We start from the raw sequence: 18,376 nt of genomic DNA, 5'->3' as shown, positions 1-18,376 counted from the left end.
GCGGGTATCGCCCACCTCTCCGCCAATCGCGACCCGGGCGCAGTGCCCCAATAGGTGAGGGATCCGCACGCACGGATCCCCGGACAAAGCAAAATGTAAGGAGACCAACCCATGCGTCACGCAAGAGGCTACCGCCGCCTGAATCGCACCCATGAACACCGCAAGGCGTTGTTTGCGAATATGGCCGGCTCGCTCATCGAACATGAGCAGATCAAGACGACCCTGCCCAAGGCCAAGGAATTGCGGCCGATCATCGAGAAGCTGATCACGCTTGGCAAACGCGGTGATCTGCATGCCCGCCGCCAGGCCGCCAGCCAGTTGAAGCAGGATGCCTATGTGGCAAAGCTTTTCGATGTTCTGGGGCCGCGCTACGCGGAGCGTCAGGGCGGTTATGTCCGGGTTCTGAAAGCCGGGTTCCGCTATGGCGATATGGCCCCGATGGCGATCATCGAGTTTGTCGACCGCGATGTCGAGGCCAAGGGTGCCGGAGACCGCGCGCGAATCGATGCAGAAGATTTCGCCGACGACTGACGACACATTTCGAACACAGTTTCGAAAAATCGAAACCCCGCCGGAAGGCGGGGTTTCTTCATTTATGTGGGTTTCAGCGGGCCGTCCTTATTGGCAGCGTCTTCAATTAAACGCTCCAATTCGGCCTCGGCAACCGGGGTTTCACCTAAAAACTCTAGCAGATCATTACGCGCCGGCTGCGGCAAACCCATCAATCGTGCAAAAAGATCCGGGTCGATCTTTTTAGACATCACGGACACCTATACTCATACCGTTAACATTTTAAGGTTGACCGACTTTCTGGCAACCTATCTAAAAAGACATGTCTTTTCGCTGGAACCATGTCAAAAACACCTGCCCTCGATCTGCTTCTACATGAGCTCGCCCTGGCGACGCCGGGCGGCTACGCGGTCGGATTGCATATTCGTTATGTCTCACCGTTGATCATGGTGAACACATATCCCGAGGAATGGCAGGAAATATATACAGCGAAAGTTTACGGGCTGAGGGATCCGACCCTGGCCTGGGGGCTGAGCCATACGGGAACCCGCCGCTGGAGCCAGATCGGCCTTCCGGACCCGTTTGGAATTCTTAAAGAGGCGGGTGAGTATGGAATGCACTACGGGATGATCTGTTCGATCGGCCCATTATCTTCGCGGACCATAGCTGGGGCTGCTAGGGGCGACCGCGAATATACAGAGGAGGAAATGGAGTACGTGCATCGGATCGTGCAACGCATGCACGATCTGTCTGTGCCGCCGACACGTTTGTCCAAGGCGCAGATCGAAGCTTTGAGATGTATCGCGGATGGGGACCGCCATGCAGCCGCCGCAGCCAAACTTGGCATATCCGAAAGTGCCTTCAAGGCACGCCTGACCTCTGCCCGCCAGAAGCTTATGGCCCGTACCACGGCCGAAGCGGTTCAGCGGGCACGGGAATATGGCTTGATCTGAGGGGGTTAGGATAATGGTGCGCCGCTGGAACACTCCTCCGCGAACGAGGTTTTTCACTCGAACCCTAAGGAGGCCGACCTATGCAGTCTACGACCCTCTCTTTCAACAATATGCATCGGCATGGGCCGCTCTTTGCGAACATGCTTCGTGCAAGGCACTCGACCTTTATCGACCATATGCATTGGGATCTGCCCAGTGCCAACGGCATGGAGTTCGATCAGTATGACACGCCGCAAAGCAGGTGGGTCTGCGTACATGAAGGTGGCAAGGTCCTGGCCGGGGTCCGGCTGACGCCGACCACCGCGCGTTGCGGCATCTACAGCTACATGGTGCGCGACGCGCAGCGTGGGTTGCTGGAGGAAATCCCCTCCAACCTGCTGGACGAGCCCGCACCGATCGCACCCCATATCTGGGATGCAAACCGTCTGTTCGTTGCCGAGGGGGTCAGCACGGACATAAGGCGCGAGGTGCAGATGTCGCTGATGGGCCATATGGTGCGGTCTGCAAGGGCGTTGGGGGCCACCACGCTTCTGGGGCTGCTGCCGATCGGTATTCCGCGACTGGGTCGCCGCCTCGGGATCACGATGGAACCCGGTGGCCCCTTGTTGAAGATCGGCGGCGTTGCCCATCGCTGCTATTTCGTCTCGATGGCCTCGAAGATGCATTGAGATGGATTGTGTCTTCATTGCACGCACACGATCGCGACGGGCGGGGTCTATGCACTCGCCCGCCGTCCCCTTAGATATGGGGTATGGCCGACCTATTTGATACAGCTGCATCCAATGCGCCCGCGTCCGCCGGGCCTCGCCCGCTCGCGGACCGGCTGAGACCTCGCAATCTGGAAGACGTCATCGGCCAATCCCATCTTTTGGGGCCTGAGGGCAGCCTGCGGACGATGCTCGACAGTGGCGCCCTGTCATCGCTGGTTTTCTGGGGGCCGCCGGGCGTCGGCAAGACCACGATTGCCCGCCTTCTGGCCGATGAAACCGATCTCCATTTCGTTCAGATAAGCGCCATTTTCACCGGCGTGCCGGAGCTTCGCAAAGTGTTCGAGGCGGCCAAGATGCGCCATGCCAACGGGCGCGGCACCCTGCTCTTCGTGGACGAGATCCACAGATTCAACAAGGCACAGCAGGACGGGTTTCTGCCGCATATGGAAGATGGCACCATCCTTCTGGTCGGCGCCACGACGGAAAACCCGTCCTTCGAACTGAACGCCGCCCTTCTGAGCCGGGCGCAGGTTCTGGTTCTGCAACGGCTTGAGGACGCGGAGCTGGAGCAACTTTTGCTTCGGGCCGAGGCCGAATTGGACCGCAAGCTGCCGCTTACATCGGACGCGCGGGTCGCCCTGCGCGAGATGGCCGATGGCGACGGGCGGGCGTTGCTGAACCTTGTCGAACAGGTGGCGGCCTGGAAGCCGGAGCATCCGCTGGATACGCCTGCCCTCGGTGCACGGCTGTCGCGCCGCGCCGCGCAGTATGACAAATCCGGCGACGCCCATTACAACCTCATCTCGGCCTTGCACAAATCGGTTCGCGGCTCCGACCCGGATGCCAGCCTTTACTGGTTGGCCCGGATGCTGGAAGGCGGCGAAGACCCGCGCTATCTGGCGCGTCGCATCACCCGGATGGCGGTGGAGGATATCGGCCTGGCAGAACCGCAGGCGCAACGGGTCTGTCTGGATGCGTGGGAAACCTACGAAAGACTTGGCTCGCCCGAGGGAGAATTGGCCCTGGCGCAGGCGGTGCTCTACCTGGCACTCGCCCCGAAATCGAACGCGGCCTACACCGCATATAAAGATGCGCGTAAATCGGCGAAATCCACCGGCTCGACGCCGCCGCCCAAACATATCCTGAATGCCCCCACGGGCCTGATGAAGGATCAGGGCTATGGGGCCGGATACGATTACGATCACGACGCCAAGGACGGGTTTTCAGGGCAGAACTACTTTCCCGAGCATATGGGGCGCGCGCAATTCTACCAGCCCGTCCAGCGCGGCTATGAACGCGAACTGGCCAAGCGGCTTGCCTATTTCAACAAGCTGCGCGCCGAACGTCAGCACAGTTGACATCGCGACCCGCAGGCCCGAAACCCCGCCCCATGATGACAGCGGTTTTTCAGGTGGCCCTTGGCGGGGCGGCGGGGGCGGTTCTGCGCTATCTGACGGGTTTGGGCATGATCCGGATCGTCGGACATACGTCTTTCCCCTATGCGATAATCACCGTCAATGTTTTGGGTTCGTTCCTGATGGGCCTCTTTGTGGTCGCCGCGGCCCATCGCGGGCTGACCCATCTGTCGCCTCTCGTGGTGACCGGGTTTCTGGGCGGATTCACGACATTCTCGGCCTTCTCGCTGGAGGCGGTCACACTCTATGAGCGGGGCGAGATGGCCTCCGCGGTAATCTATGTGCTGGCTTCGGTAGGTTTCTCGATCCTCGGGTTGGTTCTCGGCCTGTGGCTCGCGCGGGGGATATTCACATGAGCGGCGTACAGACCCTTGAGGTGGCGCCGGGTGACGGCGATCAACGTCTCGATCGCTGGTTTCGGCGTCAGTTTCCGCAGATCAGCCAGGGGCGTATCGAAAAGATGTGCCGAAAGGGCGAGATCCGCGTGGATGGTGGCCGCGTGAAGCCCGCGACGCGCATCGCAGCCGGGCAGAAGGTGCGCATCCCGCCGCTGCCGGATCAGGCCGCGCCCGCGCCCGCGATCGCCCACATGACGGTCTCGGACGCCGACGCGGAGATGATCCGCGCGGCGGTGCTTTACCGGGACGACCATCTGATCGCCCTGAACAAGCCGCCCGGTTTGCCGTCGCAGGGCGGAAGCAAACAGACCACGCACGTGGACGGGCTTGCCCAGGCATTGCGGTTCGGCTTCGACGACAAGCCGAGGCTGGTGCATCGGCTGGACAAGGACACATCCGGCATTCTGCTTCTGGCCCGTACCCGGCAGGCGGCAGCCGCCCTCACCAAGGCGTTTCGGGCCCGAGATACGCGGAAGATCTACTGGGCCGCCGTGGCTGGTGCGCCCTTGCCGCGCATGGGGACGATCAAGTTCGCTCTGGTGAAGGCGCCCGGCCATGGAAAAGGCGGCGAGGGCGAGAAGATGCTGTGCCTGCACCCCGGTGAGGTGGACGCGACGTCAGGGGCCAAGCGGGCGACCACCGATTATGCGGTGCTGAGCAATCTGGGCACCCGCGCCGCGTGGGTCGCGATGGTGCCGGTGACCGGGCGCACCCATCAGTTGCGCGCCCATATGGCCGAGATGGGACACCCGGTGATCGGCGATGGGAAATACGGGGGCAGCGGCCAGGAAAATCTGGGCGATGGCTGGGGTGCGCAGCTTGGCGGACAGATCAGCCGGAAGCTGCATCTGCATGCCCGCTCCCTTGCGCTGACCCACCCGATGACAGGCGCGCGGCTGAACCTTGTCGCGCCCTTGCCCGATCATATGGCGCGGACATGGGAGACCCTGGGCTGGGACGCCCGCGACGTGCCCGCCGACCCGTTCGAGGAGGCCGCTTCGTGACCGGCGCGGCCCCGAAACTGGTGATCTTCGATGTCGATGGCACTCTGGTCGACAGCCAGGCGCATATCCTCGCCTCCATGACCTGGGCATTCGAGGCTCTGGAGATGGCTCCGCCAGGCCGCGAGGCGACATTGTCGATTGTCGGGTTGTCGCTGCCGGAGGCGATGGCGCGGCTGGTGCCCGACGCCTCCGATGGGCTGAATGCACGACTGGTCGAGGCCTACAAGGACAGCTTCGCGGCGCTGCGCCGGTCAGGCAATCAGGTGGCCCAATCCCCTCTGTTTCCGGGCGCGATGGAGGCGTTGCACGCGCTGGCGGCGCGGGAGGATGTCTTGCTGGGTGTGGCCACCGGCAAATCCCGGCGCGGTCTGGATCACCTCTTCAATCTGCATGGGTTCGGGCCTTTGTTTCACACCGTGCAGGTCGCAGATGACCACCCGTCGAAACCGCACCCCTCCATGGTGTTGACCTGTCTCGGCGATACCGGCGTGGCCCCCGAGAATGCGGTAATCCTGGGCGATACCACCTACGATATCGAGATGGGCCGCGCAGGCGGCATTCACTCGATCGGGGTGGGGTGGGGGTATCACGCGGGCGCGGCGCTGAAGGCGGCGGGTGCGACCGAGATCCTGCCGGATTTCAAGGCCCTGCCGCAGGCGCTGTCCGGCATCTGGGGGACGCGATGAGCGAATGGTCCGTCAGGCGTTTCTGGACCAGGGCAGAGGTCGTGGAGGGCGATGGCGCATTTTCCGTCTCGCTCGATGGTCATCCGGTCCGCACCCCGTTCAAATCCGCGTTGACGCTTCCAAGCCGGGCCATGGCCGAGGCCATCGCCGAAGAATGGGCGGCCCAGGGTGAGAAGATCGACCCGCTGAGCATGCCCGTGACCCGTTCAGCCAATTCCGCGATCGACAAGGTCGCGCCGCAGCAGGCGGAGGTCGCGGCGATGCTGGCGGCCTATGCGGAAACCGACCTGCTGTGCCACAGGGCCGGGAGCCCCGAGGCGCTTGTCGCGCGGCAGATCGCGGGTTGGGACCCGATACTGGACTGGGCGGCGCGCCGCTTTCAGGGGCCGCTGATCGCGACCGAAGGGGTGCTGCCGGTGGATCAGCCGCCCGCCAGTCTGCGGGTCTATTCAGAACTGGTCGGCTCGATCAGGCCGTTCTCGCTAACGGCGTTTCACGATCTGGTCACGCTTTCGGGGTCGCTCCTGCTGGCGCTGGCCGTGACGGAGGATCGGATTGCCCCGGAAGAGGCATGGCTTCTGTCGCGAATCGATGAGCTTTGGCAGGTCGAGCAGTGGGGCGAAGACGACGAAGCCACCCGTTTTGCCGCGCAGAAAGAGCAGGCGTTCCGTCATGCGGCGCGGTTCTGGAGACTGTCGGACGGGTCCTGATTGCACCAACGTCATATAAGCATCCGTTATGCTTGTCATTTAAGCATCTACTGAAATGACGCCATCGGATATGTCCTGACCCCGCGGAAACAAGGCTCCCGCCCCTTGACCTCTCGGCACATATTTGCCCAATTTAGAGGCGATGAGGGGGTGGAAGCCTCTCATGAGCTATGCCAAGGCACTCTTGGCCATCGGAAACTGTCCTCAAAGGCAGTCCATCAGGAAGAGGTAAACAATGAAAAAATCCGTACTTTTCGGCACTCTGGCTATTGCTGGTCTCGCCGCCGGGTTCGCCTCCGCGCAGACGCTGGACGAAGTCCAGGCGCGCGGCAGCCTGAACTGCGGCGTGACAACCGGCCTGGTAGGTTTTGCTGCCCCCAACGCCAGTGGCGAATGGGAAGGCTTCGATGTCGGCCTGTGCCGCGCGGTTGCCGCCGCCGTCTTTGGCGACGCAACGGCCGTGAACTTCGTGCCCACCACCGGTCAGACCCGCTTCACCGCGTTGGCTTCTGGCGAGGTGGACATGCTGGCGCGGAACACCACCTGGACCTTCAGCCGCGATGTCGACCTGCGCTTCGAGTTTGTCGGTATCAACTACTATGACGGTCAGGGCTTCATGGTTCCGCGTGAACTGGGCGTGGCTTCGGCCATGGAACTGGACGGGGCAACCGTCTGCATCCAGACCGGCACCACGACCGAACTGAACCTTGCCGACTTCTTCAGCTCGAACGGAATGAGCTACGAGCCCGTGCCGATCGAAACCAACGCCGAAGCGCAGCAGCAGTATCTGGCTGGCGCCTGCGACGTTTACACGACCGACGCTTCGGGTCTGGCCGCGACGCGCGCCACCTTCGAAGATCCGTCGGCGCATGTGGTTCTGCCCGAGATCATCTCGAAAGAGCCGCTTGGGCCGCTGGTCCGTCATGGCGACAACGAATGGGGCGACATCGTCCGCTGGACGCTGAACGCGCTGATCGCCGCCGAAGAACTGGGCATCACGTCGGCCAATGTGGCCGAGTTGGCCAGTGGCACCGACAACCCGGAGATCAACCGTCTTCTGGGCACCGAAGGTGAACTGGGCGGTATGCTTGGTCTGAGCTCCGACTGGGCCCAGAACGCGATTGCAGCGGTTGGCAACTACGGCCAGCTGTTCGAGGACAACATCGGTGAATCGACGCCGATCGGCCTGTCCCGCGGCCTGAATGCTCAGTGGACCGATGGCGGCCTGCTGTACTCGCCACCGTTCCGGTAAGCAGAAACCTCGAAGGGCGCGGTCATTCCGCGCCCTTCGTCTATCTACACAACAACCATAGACCGAACCGGGCAGCCGATATCGCGCTGTTACAGAGTTCGGCATACCAACAGTTGCAGGGGTGCCCGATATGGCAACGATGACGGAACCACCCGCCGAAGCCTTCCGACTAAGCCAATTGATCTACGATACCCGCTACCGGTCGCTGACGATCCAGGTGGTGGCCTTCATTCTGATCATGGCGGGGGTGTTCTGGCTGGCGAACAATACGGTCCAGAACCTTCAGGATTTGGGCAAGGACTTCAATTTCGGCTTTCTTGGACAGCGGGCCGGATATGATATCAACCAGCGCCTGATCGAGTATTCCAACGACTCGACCCATGCGCGCGCCGCGCTGGTCGGCATTCTCAACACGCTGCTTGTTGCCTTTCTGGGCTGCATCCTGGCCACGATCCTGGGTGTGATCGCGGGCGTTCTGCGCCTGTCGAAGAACTGGATCGTGTCGCGGCTGATGGGCGTTTATGTCGAGGGCTTTCGCAACATTCCCACGCTTCTGTGGATCCTGATCGTTTTCGCGATCATGACCGAGGCAACGCCTCAGCCGCGGGATTTTCGCGGCGAAAACCCCGAAGCCAGCATGATCCTGTTCGACACCGTCGCCATAACCAACCGCGGCATCTTCATTCCCGCACCGGTCTGGGGCGAGGGGGCAACGGTTCTGATCCTCGTCTTCCTGGCCTCGCTCGCGGGTATCTTCGCCTTTCGGCGCTATGCCCGCAAACGTCAGGAGGAAACCGGGGTTATCCTGCCGGTTTTCTGGGTATCGCTTGGGTTGTTCTTCATTCCGTCGATCCTCTTTTACTACATTCTGGGCCGACCGGTGACGCTTGAATACCCGGAACTGGCGGGGTTCAACTTCGCGGGCGGCACACATCTGAGAAACTCGCTTATCGCGCTCTGGCTCGCGCTGTCGCTTTATACCGGAGCGTTCATCGCCGAGAATGTGCGATCGGGGATCCTGGCCGTTTCGAAAGGCCAGACTGAGGCGGCATTTGCCTTGGGCCTTCGTCCGAACCGGACGATGAATCTCGTGATCCTGCCACAGGCTCTCCGGGTCATCATTCCGCCGCTGATCTCGCAATATCTCAATCTCACCAAGAACTCGTCGCTCGCGATTGCCGTTGGATACATGGATGTCCGATCCACTCTTGGCGGTATCTCGATCAACCAGACCGGTCGGGAACTTGAGGGGATGCTGCTTCTTGGGCTGTTCTACCTTGTCACGTCGCTGATCATCTCGGGGCTGATGAATGTCTACAACCAGTCCATCAAGCTGAAGGAGCGCTGAGATGAGTGACGTTCATGCGCAAACCGTCTCATATGTGCGCGAGACCATGCTTCCTGAGGCCGAACCGCCGGTCACCGAACGCGGCGCTATCAAGTGGCTCAGGGAAAACCTGTTTTCCTCCTGGTTGAATGCGATCCTGACGATCCTGTCGCTCTACGTGATCTATTACGTGCTCAGCCACACCCTTGGCTGGATGCTTTACGGCATATGGGACGCGGGCTCGCTGACCGAATGCCGGGAGATCCGGAACGAGCTTTACGGAGAGGATGCCAGCGTGGCCTGCTGGGCCGTCCTCGCGGATCGGTGGGACCAACTTCTGTTCGGCTTCTATCCGCAGGATCTGTACTGGCGACCCGTAGCGGCGCTGCTGGTCTTCTTCGTGGCCGTATCCCCGATCCTGTTCGAGGGCGTCCCGCGCAAGCTCTTCTATCTGACGGCTGCCGCGCCGTTCATTTGCTTCTGGCTGATCTGGGGCGGGACGATCTGGGGGCCGATTGTCGTTGCCTTGGGATTTGTGATCGCCGGCGCGGTCTTCAGATACGGGGCCGAGGTGGTTGGGCCGCTGCTGGCAATCATCGGGGCGTTCGTTGTACCGATCCTCTACTGGCTCCTGCTGGCCGGTCCGCTTACCGCGATCCTCAATTCCATCGCGCCGATTGGGATGCAGTATGTCTCCTCCGACGAAATCGGCGGCTTCATGCTGGCCTTCATCATCGGGATAACAGGTATCATCCTGTCCTTCCCTCTGGGCATCCTCCTGGCGCTTGGGCGGCAATCGGATCTGTTCATCATCAACAAGACCTGTGTGACCTTCATCGAGGTGATCCGTGGCGTGCCCCTGATCGTCTGGCTGTTCACGGCCTCGCTGCTGCTGAATTACTTCCTGCCGCCCGGCACCAATTTCGACCTGCTTCTGCGGGTGATCATCATGGTGACCTTCTTCGCATCCGCGTATATGGCGGAGGTCATTCGGGGCGGTCTCGCCGCACTGCCAAGGGGGCAGTACGAGGGGGCCGACAGTCTGGGGTTGAATTACTGGCAATCGATGCAGCTGATCATTCTGCCTCAGGCGCTCAAGATCTCGATCCCGGGGATCGTGAATACCTTCATCGGATTGTTCAAGGACACGACGCTGGTGGTTTTCGTGGGGCTGTCAGATCCGATCGGCTTCTCGAACCTGATCCGCGCGACCACCGACTGGAATGGCATCTATTGGGAGCTTTTCATCTTCATTGGGCTCTGCTTCTTCATCTGCTGTTTCTCAATGTCGAAATACTCGCAATTCCTGGAGCGCAAGCTCCGCACCGAACATCGCTAAGGAGACGTCCATATGACCGACGCTCAGACTTCGCCCGTCGCGGATCGCAAAATCGACCGCTCGAAAATGGCTATCTCCGACGAGGTGGCGATCGAGATCCGGGACATGAACAAATGGTTCGGCACATTCCACGTGCTGCGCGACATCAACCTGACCGTCAATCAGGGTGAACGGATCGTTGTCTGTGGCCCTTCCGGCTCGGGCAAATCCACGCTGATCCGCTGCATCAACGCTTTGGAGGAGCATCAGAAAGGCACCATCTCCGTGGATGGCACGCTGTTGTCGAACGACCTGAAGAACATCGACCGGGTCCGGTCAGAGGTCGGCATGGTGTTCCAGCATTTCAACCTGTTCCCGCATCTGACGATCCTGGAAAACTGCACGCTGGCGCCGATCTGGGTGCGGAAGACCCCCAAGCGGGAGGCCGAGGAAACGGCGATGTATTTCCTCAACAAGGTCAAGATCCCGGAGCAGGCGGACAAGTACCCAGGGCAGCTTTCGGGCGGCCAGCAGCAGCGTGTCGCGATCGCCCGGAGCCTGTGCATGCGGCCCCGGATCATGCTCTTCGACGAGCCGACATCGGCGCTCGATCCGGAGATGATCAAGGAGGTGCTTGACACGATGATCCAGCTTGCCGAGGAAGGCATGACGATGATCTGCGTGACCCATGAGATGGGCTTTGCCCGACAGGTCGCAAACCGCGTGATCTTCATGGATCAGGGCCAGATCGTGGAACAGAACGAACCCGAAGAGTTCTTCAACAACCCGAAATCCGAGCGGACACAACTGTTCCTGAGCCAGATCCTCGGCCACTGATCCGGTAGCGGGTTTTCTACAGATCGTGCAGGCCGTCCCTCGGGGCGGCCTGTGTCTTGCAAACATACCGGCGTTTCCCGGGGTCCGCCGCGCTCAGGGTAAATCGTGCGGCGTGGCGAAGTCGAGCACCGTGCCGGTTCCCCAATGGATATCGGACCAGTTGGCCGCATCGAAACGCGCCACCAGCGTGGCGCAAGTGGGATAGTCGGAGAAACGGCCATGATCGGGCGGGTGCGCCAGCAGTCTTTCGGCGCATTCGGCGATACCGGGATTGTGACCCACCATCGCGACCACGGGTGCGTCTCTGGGGGCTGTGGCGAGGGTACCCAGCATCACTGGGGCTGGCGCGTGATAGAGACGCTGGTGATAGCTGGCCTGCACCGTATCGAAACCCAGCCGCGTCCAGGTCTCGGCGGCGCGGACGGCGGTCGAAATCATCGCCGCCACGGGCACATGGCCCTTCGCCCGCAACCAGGCGCCGATGCGCGGCGCATCGCGCTGCCCGCGTTCGTTCAGCGGGCGGTCGTGATCGTCCAGCGTGGGGTCGTCCCAGTCGGATTTCGCATGGCGGATCAGGATCAGGGTCAGGCTCATGGATGAAAATTTCTCATATGGAAGGCGGATTGGGCGGGCTGTCGGCCATATGACTGGCTGAGCGGGCAGGCGCGGCGCACGGCGCAACCCGCGCTCAGGCATGCCTCTCCGGGGACAGTATCCAGATAGGCATGGCACACGATGGTGTCATAGCCCTGTGGCGTGAGGGCGGAGACGGGGCAGGCCGTCAGGCAGGGTTTGTGGCAGGTTTCGCAAGGCGGCGCGGCCGGAGGCTCCGGCAGCGCGATCCGCTCCTTCAGCGCCAGCGCTCCGCGGTAGGACACCATGAGCCCCGCCACGTCATGCACCAGAATGCTCACCGGGCTGGTCCAGGCCCGCCCGGTGCGCGTGGCCCACCGGATGAAGGGCGCGAAAGGTGGCCCGCCGAAGGGAAACCTTGCCTTCACACCGAGATCGCAGGCCAGCCGCCCGATCACCCGGCGCGACCAGCGATCCATCGGGTCGGGCTTGCGGTCGGTGAATTCCGGCTCGGCGGTGACATGCGCCCAGAAGCCCGGCTCCCGCGGGCCGAGGAGCACGAGCGTTTCCGTGCCCGCCGGCGCGTCGTCTCCGGGGCCGGGGTGGAACGCGCCGAATATGTCCAGATGGTGCGCACGCACGCGCGCGCTCAGTGCGGAGTACTCCATCGCCCTACCTTGTCGGGCCGCGCCCGGTGGCGCAAGCGGTCAGGCGCGTATGATGCTGCCCGCGCCGTGATCGGTAAACAGCTCCAGCAGCACAGCATTGGCCACGCGCCCGTCCACGATGGAGCATGCCCGCACCCCGGCGCGCACGGCGTCCAGCGCGGTCTGGGTCTTGGGGATCATGCCGCCCGCGATGATGCCTGCGCGGGTCATCTCTTCGACCTCGGCGGCGGAAAGCTCGGTGACCACGTCGCCGGTAGCGTTCTTGACGCCGGAGACATCGGTGAGCAGCAGCAGCCGGTCCGCTTTCAGCGCGGCTGCCACGGCACCTGCGGCGATATCGCCGTTGATGTTGAAGGTCTCGCCGTTGCGGCCCGTGCCGATGGGTGCGATCACCGGGATCATCTCGGCCTGAAACAGTTGCTGCAGAAGGTCCAGGTTGATGTCCGTGGGATGGCCGACGAAGCCCAGTTCCGGATCCGCCTGATCGCAAACGATCAGATCGGCATCCTTGCCTGACAGGCCCACAGCCTTGCCGCCCGCGGAGTTGATCGCCTGCACGATGCGTTTGTTGACCCGACCCGACAGAACCATCTCCACCACCTCGACGGTGGCTGCGTCGGTCACCCGCTGGCCATTCACGAAATCCGACACCACGCCAAGCCGGGCCAGAAGGTCGTTGATCATCGGGCCGCCGCCATGGACGACGACGGGGTTTACGCCCACCGTGCGCATCAGCATCACGTCCCGGGCGAAGCTGGCCATGCCCTCGTCACTGCCCATGGCGTGGCCACCCAGTTTGATGACCACGATCGCATCGTCGTAGCGTTGCAGATAGGGCAGCGCCTCGTTCAGGGTCCGGGCGGTGGCAACATAGTCACGGGTCATGGCGGTCTGTTTCTTCATCGGATCTGGCCTCTCGCGTCGCGTCTTGTTACGGGCGTCGCACGGGCGAGGCAAGCGCGAGGCTCAGTCGAGCGTGGCGATGATGCTGCGCAGGCTGGCGATACCCTCACCCTTCTCCGACGAACTCAGCACCAGTTCGGGATAGGCGGCGGGGTGACCGGCCAGCGCACCGCGGACCTGCGTCAGGGTTTTCTCGCGGTCCCTGTCCTTGACCTTGTCCGCCTTTGTCAGGACGACCTGAAATGTCACGGCGGCCTTGTCCAACAGCGCCATGATCTCCTCATCGACTGGCTTGACGCCGTGGCGCGTGTCGATCAGCACGAAGGCCCGGCGCAGCGTGGCGCGGCCCGCCAGATAGGATTTCAGCAGGCGTTGCCATTTCTCGACCACGGCCACGGGCGCATTGGCGAAGCCATATCCCGGCAGATCGACGAGATAGTGGCTGTCGGCCAGGGTGAAGAAGTTGATCTCCTGCGTGCGTCCCGGCGTGTTCGAGGCACGCGCAAGCGCCTTGCGCCCGGTCAGCGCGTTGATCAGGGTGGATTTCCCGACATTGGAGCGGCCGGCGAAGCAGACCTCCACCCGGTCGGCGGGCGGCATGCCATCCATCGCGACCACACCTTTGAGAAACTCCGCACCGGTGGCGAAAAGCCTGCGCCCCCGCTCAACTGTGGCGTCGTCCGGCGGGTCGGCGATCGGAAAGGGAAGCGCGTTCACGGCCTGATCCCGGCGGTGTCGCCAACGGCGATCTCGCCGCCCAGAACGACGCTGGCATAGACGCCGAAATTGGTGTGGCCCCAGCCCGCCTCGAGCGCGTCCAGCGTTCTTGCATCCCGCCGTCCGGTTTCCGGGTTGGCTTCGGTGGCGGTGCAGCGTCCGATGGGCTCCACGATCTTCAGTTCAACGCGCCCCATGTGAAGCGTCTTGCCGACCAGATCGAACTCTTCCCATGGGGCGAGCCCGTCGAGCCACAGATTGCCGCGGAACCGGCGCGGGTCGAGCGATTGACCGAGTCTTTGCGACAGGGCGCGAAGCGAGGCGGCGTTCAGGACGGAGACCGAGGCGAAGGGCGCATCGCTCATGCCCTGCTCCGGCGACTTCACCAGCCTTGCCGGGGCGGGCCGGTTTTCGGGGTAGATCGGGCGCAGCCAGTCCAGAAGCGGGGCTGCGTCGCCATCCGGGTCCAGCGCCAGATCGGGCCGATCCGGGTGGCTTAGATGGATCAACGCCCCGTCGACCCGCGCGGTTATGGCCATCAGACCCGGCCCCTTGGCGCCGCGCAGATAATTCCGGCAGGAACTCCAGCTGCCATCGAACTCTCCGCCGTCCTGAAGCACGGCCCAGGCACGATCCAGCGGCAGCGGGCGGTCAGGCGCCAGCACGACCCGCTCCAGCGCCTCGGCCCCGATGGCCTTGATCGGATAGCGCCAGATCGAGGTCAGGCGCACAGTCATTTCTCTTCAGGCTTCTTGCGCTGGAACCCCGACCGGATGTTCCCGAATACGTCCGGCTTGAAGCCCTGACTGCGCATGATGGTGTATTGCTGCGCGAAGGTGATCGTGTTGTTCGCGATCCAGTAGACCAGAAGGCCGCTGGCGAAACTGCCGAGCATGAACATGAAGACCCATGGCAGATAGGCGAAGATCATCGCCTGCGTGGGGTCGGTCGGCGCCGGGTTCAGCTTTTGCTGCAGCCACATGGATACGCCCAGAAGCAGCGGCAGGATGCCGATGAACAATAGCGCCATGATCGAGCCGGGTTCCGGTGCCGCCCATGGCAGCAGCCCGAAGAAGTTGAATATCGACGACGGATCCGGAGCGGAAAGGTCATTCAGCCAGCCGAAGAACGGAGCATGGCGCAGCTCCAGCGTGACGAAGATCACCTTGTAGAGCGAGAAGAAGATCGGGATCTGCAACAGGATCGGCAGACAGCCCGAGGCGGGGTTCACCTTGTTCGTCTTGTAAAGCTCCATCATGCCCTGCTGGAGTTTCTGCCGGTCGTCGCCCGCGCGTTCCTTCAGCTTTTCCATCTCGGGCTGAAGCTCTTTCATCTTCGCCATCGAGACATAGGATTTGAACGCGAGCGGCAGCAGAACCGCCTTGATGATCAGGGTCAGCGCGATGATCGCCACGCCCATATTGCCGATCAGGGCGTTCAGCGTGTGCAGCATCCAGAAAATCGGCTTGGTGAGGAAATAGAACCAACCCCAGTCGATCGAGTCGAGGAACCGTGCGATGCCGCCTTCGTTCTGATAGTCGCGGATGGTCTCCCATTCCTTCGCTCCGGCGAACAGCTGCGTCGTGATCTCGGTGGTCTGGCCCGGTGCGGCGGTCATCGTCGGAAGGCGCGCCTCGGTCTGGTAGATGTCGCTGGAGGGCACATAGCGGGTCACCGATGTGAACGGTTGCTGCTCACCCGGTATCAGCGTGGTCATCCAGTATTTGTCGGTAAACCCGATCCAGCCGTTTTCGGTGACGTCGATCACCTCGGCGGGTGTGCCTTCGCGCTGGATGAAATCCAGATCCGGCAGATCGTCATAGGCAATCTCATCGAGCGTGCCGTCGATCTTGCGCACCACACCTTCGTGGAGGATGAAGAAATTCTGCAGATCCGAGGGCAGTCCGTGGCGCGCGACGATGCCATAAGGCGCCATGCGCACCGGTGTTTCGGTCGTGTTCTCGACCGATTGCGTGATCTCGAACATGAAATCTTCGTCGATCGAGACGGTGCGGCGAAAAATCAGACCGTTGCCATTGTCCCAGATCAGCGTCACCGGAGTTTCGGGAGTGAGGGTGTCCCCGCTCTCGATCTGCCATGGGGTATTGGCGCCGGGCACGTCTTCGAAACCCAGATCGCCGGCCGGGGCCCATCCGTAAAGCGCGTAATAGGCCTCTGACTCGCCCACGGGGGACAGAAGCGTAACGGTCGGGCTGTCGTCCTCCAGCGTCTCGAAATAGTTGTTGAGCGACAGATCATCGATCCGCCCTCCGACGAGGGAGATCGAGCCGGACACGGCGGGCGTGTCGATGGTGATCCTCTCCGCTTCGGACAGGATGCTGGCGCGCGTTTCGGCATCGGTGGCAAGTTGCGGCGTGTCCGACGCGTCCGCAACCGGAGGGGTCAACGCCATTTCGGTGCCGTCTTCGTTCAGCGCGGTAACGGCGGGTGTGTTCGGGTCTGCCACCTGCGGTTCGGGCGGCGGGAACAGCAAGAACCAGACCAGAATGACCAGAAAGCTCAGCGCAGTTGCCAGGATCAGGTTTCTGTTCTGATCGTTCATTGTTGCGGACCACCCCTTGGTTGAAGTCAGGGAGGTTCAACAGATTGGGGCTGGAAAGGTCAAGGGCTTTTCCCCGTGGCGCAAGGCTTCCGCGCGGTTTCGTCTCGCCCTGGCGGTGCGGCGCGACCGCGGCGGGCATGTGGCGGAAAGGCAGGGTGCGGCAGAGCCGGGCAGCCAGGGCCGGCACATGCGGGTGCTTCGCGGGCGGTTATCCCGCCTGGCGACCGATCCCGGCGGTGTCAGCCAGTTTGGCGGTATGCGCCGCGGCCCAGGCGATGGTGTCCTCAAACGGCATCGGGCGGGCTATGCCGAAGCCCTGCACATGGCCGCAGCCGAGCTGCGCCAGCATGCTGTACTCGCCCGGGGTCTCGACCCCTTCTGCCAGCGTGGCGACGCCCAGATGCTCGGCCAGCGACAGGATTGCGGAGACCATGGATTGCTGCTTTGGATCCTTGTCGAGTCTGGTCACGAAGCTGCGGTCGATCTTGATCCGGTTCACATTGAACCGCTGGATATTCGCGATCGAGGCCTGACCGGTGCCGAAATCGTCCAGATCCAGATTGAAACCGTGGCTTCCCAGCATCTCGATGTTGCGAATGATGATATCGTCTTCGGATTGCGCGGCGACGGTTTCGAGGATTTCGACCGTCAACCGGCCCGGGCGCAGGTCGAACCTGTCCACATCCCATTTGATCCGGTCGGCAAGGCGCGGGTCGCGCAGCTCCTCGGCGGAGAAGTTCACAGCGACCGAGGGGATGGACAGGCCCGCCCTGTCCCAGCTTCGCAGGGCCGCCAGCGCATTATAGAGCATCACCTCGCCCAGCCGGGCCATCTGCTGCTCAGCTGCGACGGCTTGCAGAAACTCGCCGGGCGGCAAGACGCCATGTTCGGGGTGGTGCCATCGCGCCAGCGCCTCGAAACCGCTGATGATGCCGGTATCGGTACAGATCTGCGGTTGGTACCAGGCCCGGATCTCGCCGGAGGCCAGCGCCGGTTTGACCCTGTCGGCCAGATCTGAGCCTTTGCGCCGCCGCTGCCCGAGTTCCCCTGAAAAGGCGCGAACTGCGGACGGGCCGTTGCCACGCGCTTCGGCAAGCGCGGCCTCTGCCGCGTCCAGCATCGACTTCCCGGTGGGTGCGGGCGCCATGTCCAGCGTGCAGTAGCCGAAGGACGCGGAGATATGCGCCGAAGAGCCGCCGATTGCGAACGGCTGCCGCAAGGCCGTTTCCATGCGCTCGATCACACCCAGAAGGACATCGGAACTTGCCCTGCGGACCGGATGCAGCACGATGCCGAAGCCTGCTTCGCCGATCCGGGCGATCATGTCGTCATGTCTGAGCACCGCGCGCAAACGGTCTGCCGCCCGAAGGAGGATATCATCGACCGTTTCGCCGCCCCAGCGCTCGGTCACGCTGGCCAGTTCGTCGATATGGACCATGATGGCCGCGGTGGCTTCGGCCGGCGATTGTGCCGCGATCCGGTCAAGCATCGCCATGAGCGAGGCGCGGGTCGGCAAGCCATGCGTCCCTTCCGCCCCGGCGGGGCGACCTCCGTCCCGCCGGGCCCGCGGGGCGCGCGCGAAGGCCTGCAAGGCAAGCAGCGCCGGCAGCAGGAATGCGGTGACGAGAAGAATCTCGATTTCGCCGAACCCCACGGCGATCAGCGCCAGTATGGGGTAAAGCACCAAGACGTCGATCCGCAACAGCCCGCCCCGCAGTCCTTCGAGCAGGCCGGAAAAACGCAGAAACTCAAATCTCGGCATGATCGACCCTTCGCAACACCGCCCGGCAGACATCGCCGGTCAACGCCTCATCGCTAAGTCAAACTGCCTG

Annotated in this window: 20 protein-coding genes; 12 read left to right on the top strand and 8 right to left on the bottom strand. The window is 62.6% G+C overall.

Translation table 11 applies throughout. The features are described 5' to 3' along the window. Positions 1–111 precede the first annotated feature (111 nt). Positions 112–531, top strand: a complete 420-nt coding sequence (gene rplQ / locus ACQ651_RS13015) for a 50S ribosomal protein L17 (protein WP_430449509.1) — start codon at positions 112–114, stop codon at positions 529–531. Positions 532–593: 62 nt separating this feature from the next. On the opposite strand, the gene ACQ651_RS13010 is transcribed toward rplQ, so the two are convergent. Next, positions 594–761 carry a hypothetical protein gene (locus ACQ651_RS13010; RefSeq protein ID WP_227287571.1) on the bottom strand — a complete coding sequence of 56 codons (168 nt, stop codon included), beginning with the start codon at positions 759–761 and terminating at the stop codon, positions 594–596. 90 nt (positions 762–851) lie between these two features. Here ACQ651_RS13010 and ACQ651_RS13005 point away from each other — a divergent pair, with 90 nt between their 5' ends. The 11 genes from ACQ651_RS13005 to ACQ651_RS12955 all read left to right on the top strand — a co-directional run bounded on the left by ACQ651_RS13005 (position 852) and on the right by ACQ651_RS12955 (position 11,120). Further along, positions 852–1,463 carry a helix-turn-helix transcriptional regulator gene (locus ACQ651_RS13005; RefSeq protein WP_121899023.1) on the top strand — a complete coding sequence of 204 codons (612 nt, stop codon included), beginning with the start codon at positions 852–854 and terminating at the stop codon, positions 1,461–1,463. Positions 1,464–1,543: 80 nt separating this feature from the next. Next, positions 1,544–2,131: an acyl-homoserine-lactone synthase gene (locus ACQ651_RS13000; RefSeq protein WP_121899022.1), complete on the top strand. Its 588-nt coding sequence runs from the start codon at positions 1,544–1,546 to the stop codon at positions 2,129–2,131. Between the two features lie 83 nt (positions 2,132–2,214). Beyond that, positions 2,215–3,531 carry a replication-associated recombination protein A gene (locus ACQ651_RS12995; protein WP_430449508.1) on the top strand — a complete coding sequence of 439 codons (1,317 nt, stop codon included), beginning with the start codon at positions 2,215–2,217 and terminating at the stop codon, positions 3,529–3,531. A 32-nt stretch (positions 3,532–3,563) separates the two neighbouring features. After that, entirely contained in the window at positions 3,564–3,944 is a 381-nt protein-coding gene (crcB, locus tag ACQ651_RS12990) for a fluoride efflux transporter CrcB (protein ID WP_227287573.1), read from the top strand. Beyond that, positions 3,941–4,990 carry an RluA family pseudouridine synthase gene (locus ACQ651_RS12985; RefSeq protein ID WP_430449507.1) on the top strand — a complete coding sequence of 350 codons (1,050 nt, stop codon included), beginning with the start codon at positions 3,941–3,943 and terminating at the stop codon, positions 4,988–4,990. Before crcB ends, ACQ651_RS12985 begins: the two co-directional genes overlap by 4 nt. Continuing rightward, positions 4,987–5,676 carry an HAD-IA family hydrolase gene (locus ACQ651_RS12980; RefSeq protein ID WP_430449506.1) on the top strand — a complete coding sequence of 230 codons (690 nt, stop codon included), beginning with the start codon at positions 4,987–4,989 and terminating at the stop codon, positions 5,674–5,676. Before ACQ651_RS12985 ends, ACQ651_RS12980 begins: the two co-directional genes overlap by 4 nt. Beyond that, positions 5,673–6,386 carry an ATP12 family chaperone protein gene (locus tag ACQ651_RS12975; protein WP_430449505.1) on the top strand — a complete coding sequence of 238 codons (714 nt, stop codon included), beginning with the start codon at positions 5,673–5,675 and terminating at the stop codon, positions 6,384–6,386. Before ACQ651_RS12980 ends, ACQ651_RS12975 begins: the two co-directional genes overlap by 4 nt. A gap of 235 nt (positions 6,387–6,621) precedes the next feature. Further along, positions 6,622–7,638 (top strand): amino acid ABC transporter substrate-binding protein, encoded by a 1,017-nt coding sequence (locus ACQ651_RS12970; protein WP_227287577.1) that lies wholly within the window; start codon positions 6,622–6,624, stop codon positions 7,636–7,638. A gap of 130 nt (positions 7,639–7,768) precedes the next feature. Next, positions 7,769–8,986, top strand: coding sequence for an amino acid ABC transporter permease (locus ACQ651_RS12965; protein WP_227287578.1), 1,218 nt, complete (start codon positions 7,769–7,771; stop codon positions 8,984–8,986). A gap of 1 nt (position 8,987) precedes the next feature. Continuing rightward, positions 8,988–10,304: an amino acid ABC transporter permease gene (locus tag ACQ651_RS12960; RefSeq protein ID WP_430449504.1), complete on the top strand. Its 1,317-nt coding sequence runs from the start codon at positions 8,988–8,990 to the stop codon at positions 10,302–10,304. Positions 10,305–10,316: 12 nt separating this feature from the next. Further along, a complete protein-coding gene (locus ACQ651_RS12955) occupies positions 10,317–11,120 on the top strand; it encodes an amino acid ABC transporter ATP-binding protein (RefSeq protein WP_286193566.1) in 804 nt (267 codons plus the stop codon). 93 nt (positions 11,121–11,213) lie between these two features. On the opposite strand, the gene ACQ651_RS12950 is transcribed toward ACQ651_RS12955, so the two are convergent. The 7 genes from ACQ651_RS12950 to ACQ651_RS12920 all read right to left on the bottom strand — a co-directional run bounded on the left by ACQ651_RS12950 (position 11,214) and on the right by ACQ651_RS12920 (position 18,306). After that, positions 11,214–11,714, bottom strand: coding sequence for a SixA phosphatase family protein (locus ACQ651_RS12950; RefSeq protein ID WP_227287580.1), 501 nt, complete (start codon positions 11,712–11,714; stop codon positions 11,214–11,216). After that, positions 11,711–12,361, bottom strand: a complete 651-nt coding sequence (locus ACQ651_RS12945; protein ID WP_430449503.1) for a ferredoxin — start codon at positions 12,359–12,361, stop codon at positions 11,711–11,713. The genes ACQ651_RS12950 and ACQ651_RS12945 overlap by 4 nt, the downstream gene beginning before the upstream one ends. Positions 12,362–12,400: 39 nt before the next feature. Further along, positions 12,401–13,264, bottom strand: a complete 864-nt coding sequence (argB, locus tag ACQ651_RS12940) for an acetylglutamate kinase (RefSeq protein WP_227287581.1) — start codon at positions 13,262–13,264, stop codon at positions 12,401–12,403. 63 nt (positions 13,265–13,327) lie between these two features. After that, complete coding sequence (yihA, locus tag ACQ651_RS12935) at positions 13,328–13,981, bottom strand: ribosome biogenesis GTP-binding protein YihA/YsxC (protein WP_227287582.1); 654 nt, start codon at positions 13,979–13,981, stop codon at positions 13,328–13,330. After that, the gene (locus tag ACQ651_RS12930) at positions 13,978–14,718 is read right to left on the bottom strand and encodes an MOSC domain-containing protein (RefSeq protein ID WP_430449502.1); all 741 of its coding nucleotides are present in this window, start codon (positions 14,716–14,718) and stop codon (positions 13,978–13,980) included. The genes yihA and ACQ651_RS12930 overlap by 4 nt, the downstream gene beginning before the upstream one ends. Continuing rightward, positions 14,715–16,544 (bottom strand): membrane protein insertase YidC, encoded by a 1,830-nt coding sequence (gene yidC, locus ACQ651_RS12925; RefSeq protein WP_430449501.1) that lies wholly within the window; start codon positions 16,542–16,544, stop codon positions 14,715–14,717. The genes ACQ651_RS12930 and yidC overlap by 4 nt, the downstream gene beginning before the upstream one ends. A 208-nt stretch (positions 16,545–16,752) precedes the next feature. Next, entirely contained in the window at positions 16,753–18,306 is a 1,554-nt protein-coding gene (locus ACQ651_RS12920) for a putative bifunctional diguanylate cyclase/phosphodiesterase (RefSeq protein ID WP_430449500.1), read from the bottom strand. Between the last annotated feature and the right edge of the window lie 70 nt (positions 18,307–18,376).

This window comes from Rhodophyticola sp., assembly GCF_965284195.1.
Taxonomy (GTDB): Bacteria; Pseudomonadota; Alphaproteobacteria; order Rhodobacterales; family Rhodobacteraceae; genus Rhodophyticola.
This window is presented reverse-complemented; position numbering and strand designations above follow the sequence as displayed.